The 19,037-nt window shown below is 60.9% G+C and carries 18 protein-coding genes; 12 read left to right on the top strand and 6 right to left on the bottom strand.

Annotation, left to right across the window (positions count from 1 at the left end):
- Window positions 1-17: 17 nt before the first annotated feature.
- Entirely contained in the window at window positions 18-2,258 is a 2,241-nt protein-coding gene (gene recG / locus M0D69_RS08685; RefSeq protein ID WP_301781618.1) for an ATP-dependent DNA helicase RecG, read from the bottom strand.
- A 216-nt stretch (window positions 2,259-2,474) separates the two neighbouring features.
- Between recG and queA the strand changes: the two genes are divergently transcribed.
- From queA to M0D69_RS08650, 7 genes are all read left to right on the top strand, one after another.
- Window positions 2,475-3,527 (top strand): tRNA preQ1(34) S-adenosylmethionine ribosyltransferase-isomerase QueA, encoded by a 1,053-nt coding sequence (gene queA, locus M0D69_RS08680; protein ID WP_301781617.1) that lies wholly within the window; start codon window positions 2,475-2,477, stop codon window positions 3,525-3,527.
- A gap of 216 nt (window positions 3,528-3,743) precedes the next feature.
- Window positions 3,744-4,931: a tRNA guanosine(34) transglycosylase Tgt gene (tgt, locus tag M0D69_RS08675; RefSeq protein ID WP_301781616.1), complete on the top strand. Its 1,188-nt coding sequence runs from the start codon at window positions 3,744-3,746 to the stop codon at window positions 4,929-4,931.
- 228 nt (window positions 4,932-5,159) lie between these two features.
- The gene (gene yajC / locus M0D69_RS08670) at window positions 5,160-5,426 is read left to right on the top strand and encodes a preprotein translocase subunit YajC (RefSeq protein ID WP_231937357.1); all 267 of its coding nucleotides are present in this window, start codon (window positions 5,160-5,162) and stop codon (window positions 5,424-5,426) included.
- Between the two features lie 105 nt (window positions 5,427-5,531).
- The gene (gene secD, locus M0D69_RS08665; protein WP_301781615.1) at window positions 5,532-7,601 is read left to right on the top strand and encodes a protein translocase subunit SecD; all 2,070 of its coding nucleotides are present in this window, start codon (window positions 5,532-5,534) and stop codon (window positions 7,599-7,601) included.
- A gap of 17 nt (window positions 7,602-7,618) precedes the next feature.
- Window positions 7,619-8,569 (top strand): protein translocase subunit SecF, encoded by a 951-nt coding sequence (secF, locus tag M0D69_RS08660; protein WP_301781614.1) that lies wholly within the window; start codon window positions 7,619-7,621, stop codon window positions 8,567-8,569.
- A gap of 194 nt (window positions 8,570-8,763) precedes the next feature.
- The gene (locus M0D69_RS08655) at window positions 8,764-9,042 is read left to right on the top strand and encodes a BrnT family toxin (protein WP_301781613.1); all 279 of its coding nucleotides are present in this window, start codon (window positions 8,764-8,766) and stop codon (window positions 9,040-9,042) included.
- A 46-nt stretch (window positions 9,043-9,088) separates the two neighbouring features.
- Window positions 9,089-9,346, top strand: coding sequence for a BrnA antitoxin family protein (locus tag M0D69_RS08650; protein ID WP_301781612.1), 258 nt, complete (start codon window positions 9,089-9,091; stop codon window positions 9,344-9,346).
- A gap of 20 nt (window positions 9,347-9,366) precedes the next feature.
- Here M0D69_RS08650 and M0D69_RS08645 read toward each other — a convergent pair whose 3' ends face one another.
- From M0D69_RS08645 to M0D69_RS08630, 4 genes are all read right to left on the bottom strand, one after another.
- Entirely contained in the window at window positions 9,367-10,641 is a 1,275-nt protein-coding gene (locus M0D69_RS08645; protein ID WP_301781611.1) for an MFS transporter, read from the bottom strand.
- Between the two features lie 165 nt (window positions 10,642-10,806).
- Entirely contained in the window at window positions 10,807-11,391 is a 585-nt protein-coding gene (locus M0D69_RS08640; RefSeq protein ID WP_301781610.1) for a YceI family protein, read from the bottom strand.
- Between the two features lie 36 nt (window positions 11,392-11,427).
- Entirely contained in the window at window positions 11,428-12,000 is a 573-nt protein-coding gene (locus tag M0D69_RS08635; protein ID WP_301781609.1) for a YceI family protein, read from the bottom strand.
- 147 nt (window positions 12,001-12,147) lie between these two features.
- Window positions 12,148-12,708 (bottom strand): cytochrome b, encoded by a 561-nt coding sequence (locus M0D69_RS08630; protein ID WP_301781608.1) that lies wholly within the window; start codon window positions 12,706-12,708, stop codon window positions 12,148-12,150.
- Window positions 12,709-13,158: 450 nt separating this feature from the next.
- Here M0D69_RS08630 and M0D69_RS08625 point away from each other — a divergent pair, with 450 nt between their 5' ends.
- The 5 genes from M0D69_RS08625 (at window position 13,159) to M0D69_RS08605 (ending at window position 17,835) form a co-directional block, all read left to right on the top strand.
- Entirely contained in the window at window positions 13,159-13,926 is a 768-nt protein-coding gene (locus tag M0D69_RS08625) for a paraquat-inducible protein A (protein ID WP_301781607.1), read from the top strand.
- A complete protein-coding gene (locus tag M0D69_RS08620) occupies window positions 13,923-14,612 on the top strand; it encodes a paraquat-inducible protein A (protein WP_301781606.1) in 690 nt (229 codons plus the stop codon). Before M0D69_RS08625 ends, M0D69_RS08620 begins: the two co-directional genes overlap by 4 nt.
- The gene (locus M0D69_RS08615) at window positions 14,605-16,278 is read left to right on the top strand and encodes an intermembrane transport protein PqiB (protein ID WP_301781605.1); all 1,674 of its coding nucleotides are present in this window, start codon (window positions 14,605-14,607) and stop codon (window positions 16,276-16,278) included. The genes M0D69_RS08620 and M0D69_RS08615 overlap by 8 nt, the downstream gene beginning before the upstream one ends.
- Window positions 16,275-16,991 carry a membrane integrity-associated transporter subunit PqiC gene (locus M0D69_RS08610; RefSeq protein WP_301781604.1) on the top strand — a complete coding sequence of 239 codons (717 nt, stop codon included), beginning with the start codon at window positions 16,275-16,277 and terminating at the stop codon, window positions 16,989-16,991. Before M0D69_RS08615 ends, M0D69_RS08610 begins: the two co-directional genes overlap by 4 nt.
- A gap of 232 nt (window positions 16,992-17,223) precedes the next feature.
- Window positions 17,224-17,835 carry a glutathione S-transferase C-terminal domain-containing protein gene (locus tag M0D69_RS08605; RefSeq protein WP_301781603.1) on the top strand — a complete coding sequence of 204 codons (612 nt, stop codon included), beginning with the start codon at window positions 17,224-17,226 and terminating at the stop codon, window positions 17,833-17,835.
- Between the two features lie 93 nt (window positions 17,836-17,928).
- Here the strand turns inward: M0D69_RS08605 and M0D69_RS08600 are convergent, their stop codons facing one another.
- Complete coding sequence (locus M0D69_RS08600; RefSeq protein ID WP_301781602.1) at window positions 17,929-18,954, bottom strand: alpha/beta hydrolase; 1,026 nt, start codon at window positions 18,952-18,954, stop codon at window positions 17,929-17,931.
- Between the last annotated feature and the right edge of the window lie 83 nt (window positions 18,955-19,037).

The raw sequence follows: 19,037 nt of genomic DNA, 5'->3' as shown, positions 1-19,037 counted from the left end.
GCAAAACGGCTCCAAGTTCAAGCTTTCAGATATTGCTCGCGCGCTCCGAGCCAGCGCGCGAGGTGATTGGTGACCGCCTCGGGGAACTGCGCGAGCATCTGATCGGCTGCAGCCCGCGCCGGTTCGATCAGCCAGCCGTCGTTTTCCAGGCTCGCGAAGCGCAGCATCGCCGCACCGGATTGACGCGCACCGAGGAATTCGCCGGGGCCACGTATCTCGAGGTCACGGCGGGCGATTTCGAAGCCATCGGTGGTTTCGCGCATGGTCTGCAAACGCGCGCGCGCGGTTTGGGACAGCGGCCCGGCGTACATCAGCACGCACACGGAAGCCGCGCTGCCCCGCCCCACGCGGCCGCGCAACTGGTGAAGCTGCGCGAGACCAAAACGCTCGGCGTGCTCGATCACCATCAGCGAGGCATTCGGCACATCCACGCCCACCTCGATGACGGTCGTTGCCACCAATAGCTGCACTTCGGCGCGCGTGAAGGCCTCCATGACGGCGGCTTTTTCTGCTGGCGGCAAACGCCCATGCACAAGTCCAATGCGCAACTCCGGAAGCGCCGCGACGAGCGTTTCGTAGGTTTCCACGGCCGTCTGCAACTGCAGCGTCTCGCTTTCCTCGATCAGCGGGCACACCCAATACACTTGCCGCCCGGTCAGCGCCGCTTCCCGAACGCGGGCGATGACCTCTTCCCGGCGGTTATCGGCGACGAGTTTTGTCAGGATCGGCGTTCGCCCAGGCGGCAATTCGTCGATGGTCGAAACGTCCAGATCCGCGTAATACGTCATGGCGAGCGTGCGCGGAATCGGCGTGGCCGACATCATCAGTTGATGCGGCTGGAAGTTGTGCACGCCGTCGGCCGCCTTGTGCGCCTTGGCGCGCAGCGCGAGCCGCTGAGCGACGCCAAAACGATGCTGTTCATCGACGATCACAAACCCGAGGCGAGCGAACTCCACCGCGTCCTGAATGATCGCGTGCGTGCCGATCACAAGTTGCGCCGCGCCCGATGCCGCCGCTTCAAGCGCCGCGCGTTTTTCCTTCGCTTTCAGGCTGCCGGCGAGCCACGCGACCGTCACGCCGAGCGGCTCGAGCCAGCCGCGCAGCTTGCGTGCGTGCTGTTCGGCGAGAATTTCGGTTGGCGCCATCAACGCAGCCTGAAAACCGGCATCGATGGCTTGCGCGGCAGCGAGCGCGGCCACGATGGTCTTGCCGCTGCCCACGTCGCCCTGCAACAGGCGCTGCATCGGATGCGGCAACATGAGTTCGCCTGAGATCTCGGCGCACACGCGTTCCTGCGCGCCGGTCAGCTTGAATGGCAACGTCTGCAGGAAGCGCGCGACCAGCGATTCGGGCACGTTCGACAAACGCGGCATCACCGGGGCGGCACGGCTGCGGCGCTCTTCATGTGCGCGTTTGAGCGACAACTGCTGCGCCAGCAATTCCTCGAACTTGATGCGCGTCCACGCCGGATGCGTACCGTCGATCAACGCGTGTTCATCGGAATCGGCGTGCGGGTGATGCAGCGTTTTTACAGCGTCGAGCAAGGCGGGCACGTTCAGCGGCTGAAGATGCGCGCGGGCGATTTTCTCCGGCAGCAACTCCGGCAGATGAACCCGCGACAACGCGCTGTCGATGGCCTTGCGCAAATACGCCTGCGACACCCCCGCCGTGCTCGGATACACGGGCGTCAGCGCTTGCGGCAGCGGCGTGTCTTCATCGACGGGACGCACCGCCGGATGCACCATCTCCATGCCGAAAAAGCCACCGCGCACATCGCCGCGAACCCGCAGACGCACGCCGATCGCCATCTGCTTGACCTGCGAGCCGTAGAAATTCAGAAAACGCAGCGTGAGTTCATCGCCGGCGTCGTCGTGGATCTTGACGAGCAGCTGGCGGCGCGGCCGGTACGCAATCTCGTTGTCGAAAACGACGCCTTCGGTCTGCGTGTTGTCGCCAGGAATCAGATGGCCGATGGGCGTAATGCTGGTTTCGTCCTCGTAACGCATTGGCAGATGCAGAACGAGATCGATATCGGATTTGAGGCCGAGCTTGGCGAGTTTATCGACGGGTTTGGGCGGCGCGGCGGCGGGTTTCAACGGCTGGACCTTGTCCGCGGCGATCTCCAGATCCGCGAGCTTTTTCGCGCCACCCGCCCGTGCACGCTTGCGCTTTTGCATAGGCGCGTCCGGTTCTCCGGCTGCTTCGGGAGCATTTTCGGCGTCGGGAGCAACGAGCAAGCGGCGGTCGGACAAGGGCATCTAATCTCTTCAAAGTACAATATCGGCTTCGTTCGACTCGGCGGCGCCCATAACAGCAGCACGCCGCACGCCATGTGCGGGCTCGTTACAGCGCCCGGAAACGCGGCGAGCGACGACACTGCATACGCTCAAGAACGAAGCGCACACCCGCGCTGCCTGGCCAAGCGCTTTTGCCAAAATCACGCGCGCATCATTGCGCATCGACCTGCTTTCCCCATGTTCACGCTTTCCGACTTCGATTTTAATCTGCCGCCCGAGCTGATCGCGCAAACGGCGCTCACCGAGCGCAGCGCGAGCCGTTTGCTCGACGTGAATAATCGCGCCGCGACGGCCTCTTTTACCGATCGCCATTTCACCGAGTTGCCCAGCCTGCTCGAACCCGGCGACCTGCTCGTATTCAACGATACCAAAGTCCTGAAGGCGCGGTTCCTCGGCCAGAAGGCCAGCGGTGGCCGCATCGAGGTGTTGATCGAGCGTTTGACCGGCGCGACGACCGCGCTCGCGCAGATCCGGGCGAGCAAAAGCCCGTTGCCGGGCACGAAGCTCGTTCTCGCCGATGCCTTCGAAGTCACCGTCGGCGAGCGAGTCGAGCCGTTCTACACGCTGCATTTCCCGGCGGATTGCCTGACGCTGATCGAGCAATATGGCCGCTTGCCGCTGCCGCCGTATATCGAACACGATCCTGACGCCTTCGATGAAACCCGCTACCAGACGGTCTATGCAGCCAACCCCGGCGCGGTCGCGGCGCCCACGGCAGGCCTGCACTTCGACCCGGCGCTCTTCGCCGCTCTCGACGCCCGCGGCGTGGAGCGCGCGACGCTGACGCTGCATGTTGGCGCGGGCACGTTCCAGCCGGTGCGCGTGGAGAATCTCGCGGAGCATCGGATGCATAGCGAATGGTATCGGCTGCCGCAGGCCCTCGCCGACAAGATCACGGCGACAAAAGCGCGGGGCAATCGTGTCATCGCCGTCGGGACAACGTCGCTGCGAGCACTCGAAGCGGCTGCCCGCGATGCGGCTGAAGCCGGCCGGCCGCTATCCGAAACCAGCGCCGAAACGGACATTTTCATCACGCCGGGCTACGAATTTCGCGTCGTCGACCGACTCGTGACGAATTTCCATTTGCCTAAGTCGACGCTGATGATGCTGGTCTCGGCGTTCGCCGGCATGGACGCGATCCGTGCGGCGTACGCGCACGCGATTGAAGAGCGGTATCGATTTTTCAGTTACGGCGACGCGATGCTGCTTACGCGGCAAGCGGCGGCTTGAGACAGTGAAAATGACGACGCTGGAAGAAACGATTGGCACGCGATCCGGCGCGGTTGAGCGCAAAGCGCCGCGTTCGGCCTGCCGAGGCGAATCGTTCACCCGGCAAGATCCCCCTGCCCCACGCCCGCGACCGATCAGGGCACTGAATAATGCAGTGCCCCAACAACATTTCCCCATTTGCGCCGGACTGTTTTCCGGTGGCACAGGAGCTTTTGAATGACCGAAGTAAGCAACGCAGCCGATACGATCGATGCAACGGCCCAACCCGCGAACGGCCTCAAGTTCGAGCTGATCACCACCGACGGCAAAGCCCGCCGCGGCCGCGTCACGTTGAACCACGGCGTGGTCGAAACACCGATCTTCATGCCCGTCGGCACGTACGGCACGGTGAAAGCCGTCGCGCCGCGCGAGCTCGAGGAAATGAACGCGCAGATCATCCTCGGCAACACCTTTCACCTCTGGCTGCGCCCCGGGCTGGAAACCATCGCCGCGCATGGCGGGTTGCATCGGTTCATGAACTGGCAGCGTCCAATCCTCACCGATTCCGGCGGTTTTCAGGTTTTTTCCCTCGGCGATCTGCGCAAGATCACCGAAGATGGCGTCACGTTCGCGTCACCTATCAACGGCGACAAGCTGTTTTTATCGCCGGAAATCTCGATGCAGATCCAGAAGGTGCTGAACTCGGACATCGTGATGCAGTTCGACGAATGCACGCCGTACGCGACCAACGGCGTGCCCACGCCGCATCAGGACGCGGCCGATTCCATGCGCATGTCGATGCGCTGGGCCAAGCGTTCCGTCGATGAATTCGCCAAAGGTGAAAATCCGAACGCACTGTTCGGCATCGTCCAGGGCGGCATGTTCGAGGATCTGCGCGACGAATCGCTGGCCGGTCTCGCCGACATCGGTTTCCACGGCTTCGCGATTGGCGGTTTGTCCGTCGGCGAACCGAAGGAGGACATGATGCGCGTGCTGGAACGTATCGTCCCGAAGCTTCCGGCCGATAAACCGCATTACCTGATGGGCGTTGGCACGCCCGAAGACCTGGTGGCAGGCGTGGCGTCGGGCGTCGACATGTTCGACTGCGTGATGCCCACCCGCAACGCGCGCAACGGCTGGCTGTTCACGCGTTTCGGCGACGTCAAGATCCGCAACGCCGCGCACAAGAACTCGCTCAAGCCGCTCGATGAAACCTGCGGCTGCTACACCTGCCGCAATTTCACGCGCGGTTATCTGCACCACTTGCATCGGGTGGGCGAAATTCTCGGCTCGCAACTGAACACAATTCACAACCTGCACTACTACTTGCAGCTCATGCAGGAAATCCGCGATTCGATTGAAAATCACACCTTCGACACATTCGTGAAGCAGTTTCAAGAGAATCGGGCACGGGGAATTGACTGACCGGATGGCTAACGTTCGGCCATTGAATCTGCAATCGGCGCGATAAACATTACAATTGCTTTACGTCGCGCTTTAACAGCTTGATCACAAAGCGCATTCCGCGCTTGCGCGGCGTGGCCCGGTGGTAGAATAGCGGGCTAATTTTCTGATCGTTATAACGGAGAGACCAACGTGGAGTTTATTTCAAAAGCCTTCGGCGGCGGTGCTGATGGCGCCCAGTCGAGCATCATGAGTTTTTTGCCGCTCATTTTGATGTTTGCGGTGCTGTACTTCATCATGATTCGCCCGCAAATGAAGCGTCAGAAGGAACATCGCAACATGCTGTCTGCCATGGCGAAGGGCGATGAAGTGGTAACGAACGGCGGTATCGTCGGTAAGGTGACGAAGGTGACGGACGCGTACGTTGGCGTCGAAATTTCGGAAGGCACGGAAATCACCATCCAGAAGGCTGCTGTCACGACTATCCTCCCGAAAGGCACGATCAAGTCGCTCTAAGGCCAACTTTTCTCGCGTCCGGCGCGGCCTCCGCGGCCAGTTGCCCGCTCATCGCCGGACGCATCGCTTACCCTTCCTCGCCAACTCTCCTGTTCGGCCATCCCCATGAATCGCTACCCACTTTGGAAATATGCCGTGATGCTGGTGGCGCTCGTCATCGGCCTCGTCTATACACTGCCCAATTTTTTCGGCGAAGCGCCGGCGGTGCAGGTATCGAGCGGCAAGGCAACGGTCAAGCTGGACTCATCAACGCTTGCCAACGTCGAAAACGCGCTGGCCGCCGACAAGGTGACGCCAGATGAAGTGACGTTCGACAATTCGTCGCTCAACGCCAACATTCGCGTGCGCCTGAAAGATACGGACACGCAATTGCGCGTGAAGGACCTGTTGCAGAAGACGCTCAACAGCGACCCGAGCGATCCGCAATACATCGTCGCGCTGAATCTGCAAGCGGCCTCGCCGCGCTGGCTGACCGCGTTGCATGCCTTGCCAATGTACCTCGGCCTCGACTTGCGCGGCGGCGTCCACTTCCTGTTGCAAGTGGACATGGCGGGTGCGCTGAACAAGAAGCTCGATTCGAACGCCGCCGACGCCCGTGCGCTTTTACGCGATAAAAACATCCGCGATGGCGGTGTGAATCGCGTGAATCAGTCGGTCGTGGTCAATTTCGCCGACCAGGCCGCAGCCGATGCCGCGCGCACGACGCTGTCGACCGGTTTGAGCGAACTGCAATGGGCGACGCGTCAGGGCGGTGACGGTTACCAAGTGGTCGGCACGTTCACGCCGGCGGCCCAGAAGCTGGCAGAAGACAGCGCGCTCAAGCAGAACATCGTTACGCTGCATAACCGCGTGAACGAACTCGGCGTGGCTGAACCGGTGATCCAGCAGCAAGGCTCCGACCGGATCGTGGTCGAATTGCCGGGCGTGCAGGACACCGCAAAGGCGAAGGACATCATCGGCCGGACGGCGACGCTTGAAGCCCGTCTCGCCGATCCGACCAACACCCATCCCGGTGCGAACGACCCGGTTCCTCCCGGCGACGAACTCTTCACGCAGGGCAATACCGGTCCGACGCTCGTGAGAAAGCAGGTGATTTTCACGGGTGACCGGATCATCGACGCATCGGCGGGATTCGACGAACACCAGCGTCCGTCGGTGAATATTCGCCTGGACGCAGCCGGCGGCCGCGCGGTGAGCAGCGTGTCGCGCGACAACATCGGCAAGCCGATGGCCATGATCCTGTTCGAAAAGGGCAAGGGCGAAGTGCTGACGGTCGCGACCATCCAGTCCGAACTCGGCGATCGCTTCCAGATCACCGGCCAGCCTTCGCCGCAAGCCGCCGCCGACCTGGCGCTGCTGCTGCGCGCAGGTTCGCTCGCGGCTCCCATGGACATCATCGAAGAACGCACGATCGGCCCGAGCCTTGGCGCCGACAACATCAAGAAGGGCTTCGATTCCGTCCAGTACGGTTTCGCGGCAATCGCCGTCTTCATGATCGCGTACTACATGCTGTTCGGCCTGATCTCCATGTTGTCGCTGTCGGTGAACCTGTTGCTGCTGATCGCCATCCTGTCGATGCTGCAGGCCACGCTGACGCTGCCGGGTATTGCAGCTATTGCACTGGCGCTCGGTATGGCCATCGACGCCAACGTGCTGATCAACGAACGCATTCGCGAGGAACTGCGTCACGGCGCGCCGCCGCAGCTTGCTATCCAGAACGGTTTCGCGCATGCGTGGGCCACGATTGTCGACTCGAACGTGACCACGCTGATCGCAGGTCTGGCGCTGCTCGCATTCGGCTCCGGTCCGGTTCGCGGCTTCGCGGTCGTGCACTGTATCGGCATCCTGACGTCGATGTTCTCGGCCGTGTTTTTCTCGCGCGGCCTCGTGAACCTCTGGTACGGCGGCAAGAAGAAGTTGCAGTCGCTCGCAATCGGTCAAGTCTGGCGTCCTGCAGGCAGCGACACGGCTGCGGCCACCGCCGCGTACCTCGCCAATCAGCGCGGCGACGACTCCCCCGTCGATGAAATCGTCCAGCCCGCCGCACGCGCCAAAGCACCGGTTCCCGCGCGTTCGCAAAAGCAGGCCGCGCCGGCGGTTCGCACCGGCAAGCCGGTTGCGCGTCGTCGCTCGGGTCCTGGCATCGAACCGAAAAAACCCGGCTCGTCCAACTGAGTCCCGGAGAATAAATCATGGAATTCTTTCGTATTCACCGCGACTTGCCGTTGATGCAGCGCGCGTTGATTTTCAACGCAATCTCGCTCATCACGTTCCTCGCGGCTGTGTTTTTCCTCGTGCATCGTGGGCTGCATCTGTCGGTGGAATTCACTGGCGGCACCGTGGTGGAAGTGCAATATCCGCAAGCGGTGCCGCTTGAACCGGTGCGCAGCACGATGAGCAAGCTCGGTTATCCCGACGCTCAGGTGCAGAACTTCGGTACGTCACGCGACGTGCTGATCCGCTTGCCGTTGAAGCAGGGTTTGACGTCGGCGCAACAGAGCGATCAGGTGATGGCCGCGCTGAAGAGCCAGGACGCGCAAGCGCAGTTGCAGCGTGTCGAGTTCGTCGGTCCGCAGGTCGGTAAGGAACTCGTGACCAACGGCTTGCTTGCCCTGGCGTGCGTGGTGATCGGCATTGTGATCTACCTGTCGTTCCGCTTCGAGTGGAAATATGCGGTGGCGGGCGTGATCGCCAACTTGCACGACGTGGTGATCATTCTCGGTTTCTTCGCGTTCTTCCAGTGGGAGTTTTCGCTCTCCGTGCTGGCGGCCATTCTTGCGGTGCTGGGCTATTCGGTGAACGAGTCGGTCGTTATCTTCGACCGGATTCGCGAAACCTTCCGCAAGCAACGCAAGATGACGGTGATCGAAGTAATCAACCACGCGATCACCAGCACGATGTCGCGAACCATCATCACCCACGGTTGTACGGAAATGATGGTGCTGTCCATGTTCCTGTTCGGCGGTGCGACGCTGCATTACTTCGCGCTGGCGCTGACGGTCGGGATCTTGTTCGGTATCTACTCGTCGGTGTTCGTGGCTGCCGCGCTGGCCATGTGGCTGGGCGTGAAGCGCGAAGATCTGGTGAAGGACAAGAAGGCAAAGTTCGATCCCGCCGATCCGAACGCAGGCGCCGAGGTTTGATCGCAAGCTTGCAGATGTGAGATTCAGGGTTTGAAAGTGTGAAAGGCCGATTCGAGAGAGTCGGCCTTTTTTGCTTTTGATCCAGCGATTGCAACATTTCGTGGATGACGTCAGCACGGCCGCACGGCGTGGAGGCCGCGAAATAATTTCTAAACTCGTACATTGTATGTACAATCGTAAATACAGGCGGCGCGATGCAATTCGAATGGGACGAAGTAAAGAATCGAAGCAACATCCACAAGCGCGGCATCGATTTCACCGACGCAGTCGAAATTTTCAAGCATACGGTGCTGACTGCGGCAGACGGCAGGGAGAACTTCGGAGAAGATCGCTGGATCGCGCTCGGATGGACAAAACTAATCGTAGCCGTGGTCATGTACGTCGAGCGCAGCGGCGACACCATCCGGATCATTTCTGCACGCCAAGCCACGCGGCCCGAAATAAAGCGTTACGGACACGCGCTCGTACATTGAACCGCTTTACCGGCGCCTCGCGGAATCAGGGGTGGGAGCACAGGCCATGAGCAAAACAACGAAGACCGACTGGAAGCGCCTGGAAGCCATGCCGGATTCCAGCATCGACACAAGCGAGATGCCCGAACTCGGCGACGACTTCTTTCAACGCGCCGAGTTGCATACACCACCGAAACAGGCCGTGACCATGCGACTGGACGCCGACGTGCTGACGTGGTTCAAGGAACAAGGCCAGGGTTATCAAACGCGGATCAACAAGCTTCTGCGCGCCTACATGCAGGCGCAGCAGAAGCGGCACTCATAAGGCGACGGTTGCACGAACCATCATCGGAATCCCAGTCGCTTGCGCGCCGCCATCAACGCTACCAAACTCACCACCGCGGCAAAAATCAGGTAGAAGCTAGGCGCGGCTTTCGATCCCGTCGATGCAATCAGCCACGTGATGATGAACGGCCCGAATCCGCCGAACACCGTGACCGCAATGTTATAGGCCAGCGACATACCGGTCGTGCGCGTGGCCACCGGAAACATCTCCGATAACAACCCGGGCAACGCCGCGAAATATCCTGTCATCAACACGCCGAGTACGGCTTGAACGACCAGCAGTGTGCCGAATGTCGGATGGCCGACGAGCCACGTGAACAGCGGATAGATCAGCACAAGCAGCAGCACCGCCGAGACCAGCATGATGCGCGTGCGGCCGTGGGTATCGGAGAGATGCCCTACGAAGGGCGAGAGCACCATCTGGATTGCGCCCGTGAGCAGGATCGCGGTGAACGCCACCGACGGCGCGAGTCCCAGTTGCCGGATCGCATACGTCGGCATGAAGAGCACGAGGTAAGTCGCTACCGTGCCCAGCACCACCGTCCCAATCGCGATCAGCAAACGCTCTTTGTTCGACGCGAAGGTGTCGCGCAAGGGCGTTGTCGTAGTGACGGCGGCGAGGAATTCCGGTGTTTCGTCAAGGCGCGTGCGGATGTAGTACGCCACCGGCCCGATCAGCAAGCCGAAGATGAACGGCACTCGCCAGCCCCATGAACTCATCTGTTCCGGTGAGAGATTGCCGGTCAGCACCACGCCAAAGATTGCCGCCAGGAGCGTGGTCAGCCCCTGGCTCGCGACCTGCCAGCTCGCGAACAAACCGCGCCGGCCGGGAACGTGCTCGGCAAGAAACGCCGTCGCGCTGCCGAACTCACCGCCGGCCGAAAAACCCTGCATCAGGCGCGCGAGCACCAGCACCAACGGTGCGGCAACTCCAATGGACGAGTAAGTGGGCAACAAGGCGATGATCAGCGTACCCATCATCATCAATAGAATGGACAACGTGAGCGCGGCCTTGCGCCCCGCCCGGTCGGCATATGCGCCGAGCACGATGGCCCCAAGCGGCCGCATGAAAAACGACACGCCGAACGTGCCGAGTGTCAGCAGGATAGACACTGAATCATTGCCCGAAGGGAAGAACAACTTCGAGATGACGACCGCGAAGAACCCGTAGACCACGAGGTCGAACCATTCGAGCGCATTACCTATTGACGCAGCCACCACGGCGCGCCACGCGGCCGGACGGATGATTGGTACTGCTGCGGGTGTACTGCTCATGCACTTCTCCTATTGATATCGGTATGACAGGCTGTTGGTCAAAGTGCAAACGCTGCCGACTGTGCCACGCCGAAATCCGGATCGAAATGCTCGCAAAACCCGGGGGCGAAAAAAACCGCTTCGGTTCGAAGCGGTTTTCTTACCCAGCGAGAAAAGACGTCTGGCTTACTGCTTCACGCCTTCGGCTTGAATGTGCAGCGTGGTCTTCATCTTGAAGCCGTAGGCCTTGCCGTAATCCACACCGAAGTCGCCGCGATCGAACGTTGCCGTCGATTCCGTGCCGCACACTTCTTTCTTCAGCATCGGATGCATGATGCATTTGAACGAGTCGATCTTCAGGTTCACCGGCTTCGTCACGCCATGGAACGTCAGCTCGCCGATCACCTCCACCGGCACGTCGCCCTTGAACTTCATCGACGTACCCTTGTAAGTCGCGGTCGGGAATTTCTCGGTATCGAAGAATTGTGCGCTCTTCAGTTCGCCATTCAGTTTCTCATTGCCGATATCGACCGTCGTCATATCGATGGTCGCGTCCAGCGTGCCGCTCTTCGCCGCGCGATCGAGCGTCACCGTACCGCTGCCCTTGGTGAACTTGCCGCGCCAGACCGAGAGGCCGCCAAAGTGGTCGGCTTCGAAACTCGGGGACGTGTGGCTGGGGTCGAGCTGATACGTAGCTTCTTCAGCCATGACGCTAAACGATGCCACCGCGACCAGCGCACCTGCTGCTGCAATCAGAAGATTCTTTTTCATGTGTTTTCCTGGATAAATTTGAGGGTCGATGACCGCTTACTTCTTGGCGGCGACGAGGTGAAACTTGATGACGACTTCATCGGCGACGACTGAGGTGTCTTTCCACTCACCCGAGCCGACATCGAACTGCGTGCGTTTGATGGGCAATGAACCGTCGAAGGTTTGTGTCGCGCCCTGGCTCGTGACGGTGACCGGCACGGTGACGTTCTGCGACTTGCCCTTGATGGTCAACTTGCCGCTGACGTTGAACTTGGTCCCGCCGGCGGGTGCGATGGCCGTTGAAACAAAGGTAGCCGTCGGGAAATGCGCCGTATCGAACCAGTCCTTGTCCGTGGCTTGCTTGTTGTAGCTTTCATCGCCGAGATCGTAGCTTCCCGCATCGATACTGAGATTCGCGCTGCCTGCGGTGGGTTTAGCCGGATCGAAGTCGAGTTGCGCGGTGAACTTCTTGAACTTGCCTTCAACCGGCACGTTCATTTGTTTCGATGTCGCGGTAACCGTGCTTTTGGCCGTATCGACCTGGGCTTGGGCAAACGCGGGAAGCACCGCGGCCAGCGATACGGCGGAAACGCCGGCAAGCAACCAACGGGAAAATATCGCGTGTTTCATGTATGTCCTAAGGCCACCGGGAAAACCGGTTGAGCCGCTATTGAAAAGTCAAACGCAATCCGGCGCAACCCGCGCGGAGGAAACTGGCTATCAACAACAAGGAATCAATTACACTTCAAATCCGTTGAATGCGAACCCGGGTTGCACTTATCGAAGGAACGGAATCATGCGGGCGAGCAAACCGTCACGATCGACGAAATGATGCTTCAACGCCGCCAGGACATGCATGACAACCAGCACGAGCAGCGTGTAATTCAAATAAATGTGCACCATCTTCAGCGTGACCTTCAGCGCGGCATCCGGTCCGATGATCGTCGGCAGCGGCACCAGCCCGAGATACACGACCTGGATGCCGGCCGCCGAGCTATAGAGATATCCCGAGGCCGGAATCACCAGCATCAGCGCATAGAGCAGAAAGTGCGTGATGTGGGCAACACCCTTCTGCCAGGCGGGAATGCGCCGCGGCATGGCCGGCGCCTTGTGCGTTGTGCGCCAGAGCACGCGCACAACGGCGAGCGCGAAAACCGTCACGCCGATCCATTTGTGCCACGAGAAGTATTTGAGCTTGGTTGGCGTGAAACCGGGAATATCGGTCATGATCCAGCCGAGATAGAAGCCGCATACAATCAGCAGCGCGATCAGCCAGTGAAGGCCGATCGCGGTCCGGCTGTAGCGCTCCGAGTTGGCGAAATTCGGGCTGCGTTCCATACGTGGTCCACCAGAAAGAGTGCGGAATTGATGACTTGACCCAACCGGTTTATCGCGCAACAACAGCAATAACCCGACGACAAGGGTCTCAAGGCCGCCATCCTACCCGAACAAGTAAAAACCGGCTTTTTCATAAAGAAATAGTTGCCGATCCATCTGCGTCCGCGCTACAAATCTGATATCAGTTGCCTGGCTCTTAAAGGCTAAACGAGTCAGGCACGCGAACCATTCCGTCGGTGCAAAGGTCCGATCACAACCTGCATCGCACGCCATCGGGCCCTTTTCGTGATACGGCCCGCGAGGTCGGTCACAACGTGACTTGCGCGTGATAGCCACGCCGTTTGTTACCATGCCCGCTGGCCCGAGCCTTGCTCTTTTAAGCCGCCGCCCCAGAATCACGACGTTTCAAGACACTAAAAGAACACGCCAGTACGAGCCCGGCATCTGCCTATGGAAGAAGACGATCTAATCGCATGCCACGAGTGCGATACGCTGTTTCATAAGCGCGCACTGCCTTCCCGCAGTTCGGCGAAATGCACGCGCTGTGGCGCCACGCTCTATCAGAGCGTGGCGTCAAATCTGGACAAGCTTTGCTCCATCACGCTCGCTGCGCTGATCACGTTTTTGATCGCGCAGGCGTTTCCTATTGTGGAACTCGAAACGAACGGCATTACGTCCCAAACGACCCTGATTGGTGCAATCGTCGCGTTGTGGGGCGAAAACATGGAAATCATCGCCGTGATGGTCTTTTTGGCGACCGTCCTCTTTCCGCTCACTGAACTCATCGCCATGTTGTATTTGCTCGTGCCGTTGCGCGCGGGGTTTATTCCGGCGGGATTCAGCCAGGTGCTGCGCGCGATCCAGTTCGTACGGCCGTGGGGAATGATCGAAGTGTTCATGCTCGGCGTGCTGGTGACGCTGGTGAAAATGGTGAGCATCGCACGCGTGATTCCGGAGGCGGCGCTGTTCGCATTCGGCGCGCTGACCCTCCTGTTCGCCGTCATCCTGACCTTCGATCCACGCGCGCTGTGGGACATCGCCGAGCGGCTGGCGGGTCGCGGACCACTGCGGTATTCGCCCTTCGGCGGCCTGCGCTCGGGCCCGGTGTCGGCTCACTCAGCCGACCTGCATGCCAGTCCCCCCTCCGACCCGCTGCGTCCGTTCGTGCCAACGCCCGGAACGCCACCCGACGCTGCCGCGCAACAGACAAAGTCATGAACGACCAGCCCGATACCGCCAGCGCACCCGCCCCATCCGAGACTCCCGAGCCGGTCTACACCACGGCCAGGGAAGCGGGTCTGATCGCCTGTCACGCCTGCAACCGCGTGCAAAAGCGCGTGCTGACGGTCGAACGCCAGCGTTGCACGCGCTGCGGCGAGACCCTGCACAGGCGCAATCCCGACTCGGTCGCGCGCACTTGGGCGTTGCTGTTGTCCGCCGCGATCCTCTACATTCCGGCGAATCTTTACCCGGTGCTGCATACATCGTCGATCGTCGGTTCAGAAGACGACACGATCATGAGCGGTGTGGCCATGTTCTGGAACGACGGCGACTATCCGCTTGCCGCGATCATCTTCATCGCCAGTATTCTCGTGCCGATGCTCAAGCTCGGCACGCTCGCGTTTCTCACCTGGGCCACCCAATCGGGCTCTAAATGGCGTCCCCGCCAGCGCACGACGCTGTACCGGATCGTCGAAAAAATCGGCCGATGGTCAATGCTCGATGTCTTTGTCGTCACCCTCACCGTGGCGCTCGTGCGCTTCGGTTCACTCGCCGTCATCACGCCGGGACCGGGCGCGCTCGCGTTCGGCTGCGTGGTGGTGCTCACCATGCTGGCCTCCATGCAATTCGACCCGCGACTAATGTGGGATCACATCGAACCTTCAGGAAAGAAACATGACTAGCCCGCAAGGTCCTTCGAACAACACCGTCAAGGGCCCGAACGAGCCTTCGCGAAATGCGGGCGGCGGCGGTGGCTTGCCGCCCAATCTTCCGGATCCGGTGATCGAGCCGCGCAGCCGCTGGATCCCGTCACTCGTCTGGGTGATTCCGCTGATCGCCGCCCTGATCGGCATTGCGCTGGTGGTGAAATCGGTGTCGGGACGCGGACCGACGATCACCATCAGCTTCGTGAGCGCCGAAGGCCTGGAAACCGGCAAGACCAAGCTGAAATACAAGGACGTCGATGTCGGCACGGTCAAGAACATCACGTTGTCGAAAGATCATGCGCGGGTGCTCGTGGAGGTTCAGTTGACCAAGGTCGCCGAGGACTTCGCGGTGAAAGACACGCGCTTCTGGGTCGTGCGCCCGCGCGTGGCGGCGAGCGGCGTGACCGGGCTCGGCACGTTGTTGTCCGGTGCGTATATCGGCGTGGATGCCGGGAAATCCAAAGAGGACGAGACCCATTTTGTGGGGCTCGAAACGCCGCCAGCCGTGACCGGCGATCAAAAAGGGCGGCAGTTCACCCTGCGCGGCGAGTCGCTCGGTTCCATCGATATCGGTTCGCCTATCTATTACCGGCGCGTGCAGGTCGGCCAGGTAGTCGGTTTTTCGCTCGACAAGGACGGCACCGGCGTCACCATGCAGGTGTTCGTCAACGCACCGTACGATCAGTATGTCGGCACGAATTCACGCTGGTGGCACGCAAGCGGCGTCGATCTCCGGCTGGATGCGAGCGGCTTCAAGCTGAACACGCAGTCGCTCGCGACCGTCGTGCTGGGTGGTATCGCGTTCCAGACGCCGCCGAACCAGGAACCCGGACAGCAGGCGCCGGACAACATGACTTTCCGCCTCGGTTCGGACGAATCGGACGCCATGCGCGATCCGGACGGCCAGCCAATACGCGTAGTCATGAATTTCAACCAGTCGCTGCGCGGATTGTCGGTGGGCGCGCCGATCGATTTCCGCGGCATCCTGCTGGGCAATGTGACGGGCATCGGGATCGAATACGACCCGAAATCGCGCAGCTTCCAGATGCCGGTGACCATGAATGTCTATCCGGACCGGCTGGGCAAGCGCTTCCGGGATTCCGCGCCGCCCGCGAACACCGCGGCCGGACAGGAACTGCTCCAGAAGCTGGTCGCGAATGGTTTGCGTGGACAGTTGCGTACCGGCAACCTGCTGACCGGACAGCTTTATGTGGCGCTCGACGTCTTCCCGAAGGCGGCGAAGGTCACGGTGAATGTCACCGCCGATCCGGTCGAGTTGCCAACCGTGCCCAATACGCTCGACGAACTGCAACTGCAGGTGGCGGATATCGCGAAGAAGCTGGACAAGATTCCCTTCGACGACATCGGCAACAATCTGAACAGCGCGCTGAAGAACGCGAACAGCCTCTTCAAGCAGCTCGATACGCAGGTTGCACCGGAAGCGCGCGACACGCTCGTCGCCGCGAAGAAAACCTTCGGCGAGGCGCAGAACACGCTGCAACAGGATTCGCCGCTGCAGTCGGATGTTCATCAGGCGCTGCAGGAACTCACGCGGACGCTGCAATCGCTCAATGCGCTCGCCGATTATCTGGAACGTCATCCGGAATCGCTTGTGCGCGGGAAACCAGGAGATAAGCCATGAGCTTGGCGAGAGTATTGAGGACCGTCGGCGGGGTGTCGGCAGTGGGTCTGGTCGCCGCGCTCGCCGCGTGCAGCAGTTCGCCGGTCAGCCGCTTTTATACGCTCGGCGGCAACGACGCCGCGGCAAGAACGGCTGCGCCCGCTTCGTTTTATCTGGAAGTGTCGCAGGTGGACATGCCGCCGCAAGTCGCCAAGAACCAGATGGTCGTGCAGGATGGCTCGGCGCAAGTCCGTGTGCTCGAGGACGAGCGCTGGGCCTCGCTTCCCGCCGATGAAGTCCGGCGCGCGCTGTCGGCGGATCTGTCGCAGCGGCTGGGTGCTATCGATGTCTACGGCACGCCGCACCCCGAGGGCGTACCGGTGTATCGCGTGAAGGTGAACGTGCAGCGCTTCGAATCGTCGCCGGGCCGACGGGCGTTGATCGAGGCCGTATGGAGCGTGCGCGGCGTGAGCAATCAAGCGGTTTTGACGTGCCGGACACGGGCAGAACAATCCGTCGATGCCGGTTATGACGCGCTTGTGGCAGGGCATCGGAGAGCTGTCGATCAACTCGCCAGCGAGATTTCCACGGGCGTGCGCACGGTGAGTTCCGTGCCCGTGCCGGCAACCACGTCAGCCGCAGCGGGCAAGGCGGCGAAGCTTCCGACTCCCGCGCCAGCCGTGCTTCCTTGTCCCGCGGCCGCTATGTCCGCGACCGCCGCGCCGACACAGTGAACGTGGCTGAGAGGCTTGCGCTCCGTATCTCGGGAGCACCTGAAGCGTAATCCGAAGCACCTGTCTCAGACATGACTTCGCGCCGCTGCACAGCAACCCGGTTGCACCGAAAGGTGCGCCGTTTTTTTTGTCGCCCGACCACAACGCCACCATCTTGAATTTAGAGTCGGCGCGCGTCGGGGCGGTTAAGATCCATCTCCGTGACTACTCTTTTGCAGAAACGACAACACAGATGATGAAACTGATCGGTTCGCTCAACAGCCCGTACGTTCGCAAGACGCGGATTGTGATGGCAGAAAAGAAAATCGACTGCGAACTGGTGCTCGAAAACGTCTGGGCATCCGATTCGAAAATCCATAGTTTCAATCCGCTCGGCAAAGTGCCGTGCCTGATCCTGGACGATGGTGAAGCCGTTTTCGATTCGCGCGTGATTTGTGAATATGTCGACACGCTCACCCCGGTCGGCAAGCTGCTGCCGCAGGAGCGCCGCGAGCGCACGGAGGTGCGATGCTGGGAAGCGCTCGCCGACGGCATGCTCGACGCGGCGGTGCTGATTCGCCTCGAATCCACGCAACGCGAGGAAGGGCAACGCAACGACGCGTGGGTCGCACGTCAGCAGCGCAAGATCGACGATGGCCTCAAGGCCATGTCCAAAGGGCTCGCCGCCAAGAACTGGTGCTCGGCGAATCACTTCACCCTCGCCGATATCGCCTGCGGCTGCGCGCTCGGTTATCTCGATTTCCGGATGCCCGAGGTGAACTGGCGCGACGAGTATCCCAATCTGGACAAACACCTTCAGCGTTTGTCGCAGCGCCAGTCTTTCATCGATACCTTGCCAACCTGAAGGTTTTCGAACTTTTTTCGCAGCAGTTACGATGATTCAAAAGCCCCGCGCGCCTTCGGGCGCGCGGGGCTTTTTCGCGGCGGTGAAATCCGCTTACTTCGCCAGCGCCTTTTTCAGCGCGGCGTTCGCCTGTTCGATCGCAGCGCGCGTTGCCGGGGTTTTAGCCAGCGCGTTCAGCATCACAAAGTCGTGGATCGTGCCTTCGTAGCGCACCGCCGTCACCCGGACGCCTGCCTGTGAAAGCTTGCGGGCATACGCTTCGCCTTCGTCACGCAGCACGTCGTTTTCATCGGTGATGACGAGCGCCGGGGGCAAATCCTTCAACTGCTCAAGCGACGCGCGCAGCGGCGACGCCGTGATCTTTTCCCGATCGGCCGCGTTCGGGGCGTACGCGTCCCAGAACCACTTCATCGCGTTTTTGGTGAGCCACGGGCCGTCGGCGAACTCGTTATACGAGCCGTCGTCGAAATTCGCATCGGTGACCGGATAGAACAGCAACTGATAACGCAGCGCCGGGCCGCCCTGCTCCTTCGCCATCAACGTGACGGCCGCGGCCATGTTGCCGCCGACACTGTCACCCGCCACCGCCATGCGCGTGGCATCGACATGGAACTGTTTTGCATGCTCAGCCACGTAGCGCGTGGCGGCGTAGGCCTGTTCCGTCGGCACCGGGAATTTCGTTTCGGGCGAGCGATCGTAATCCACGAAAACCACCGCTGCCTGCGTGCCATTCGCGATCTCGCGAATCAGGCGATCGTGCGTGTTCTTGTCGCCGAGCACCCAGCCGCCGCCGTGGAAATACATGATGACGGGCAGCACGCCCGACGCGTGCGCGGGGCGCACGATGCGGATCGCGATCTTGCCGGTCGGACCAGCCTTGATCACCCGGTCTTCGATCTGCGCCGCTTCCTTCGACACCGGCTGCGACTGGGCGCCGGCGAGTACGTTGCGGGCATCGGCCGGAGACAAGGTGTAGATCGGCGGGCCTTTTTGCGCCGTGAGCGCGTCGATGAATTGCTGCGTAGTGGGTTCGAGCACCGGCGCAGCTTGTGCGGCGGCGCTTGCACCGACCATTGCAGCGACGGCGGAGACAACGGCGAAGGACTTGAGCTTGTACATGTTTCACTCCTGTTAGTGAGGGGACGGCGGGTTAGGGTCCGGTTTAGGGACCGGGTCATTGCGACTGCGGTAAGGCGGGTAAA

Origin of the sequence: Caballeronia sp. SEWSISQ10-4 2 (assembly GCF_030464885.1) — a bacterium.
Taxonomy (GTDB): domain Bacteria; phylum Pseudomonadota; class Gammaproteobacteria; order Burkholderiales; family Burkholderiaceae; genus Caballeronia.
This window is presented reverse-complemented; position numbering and strand designations above follow the sequence as displayed.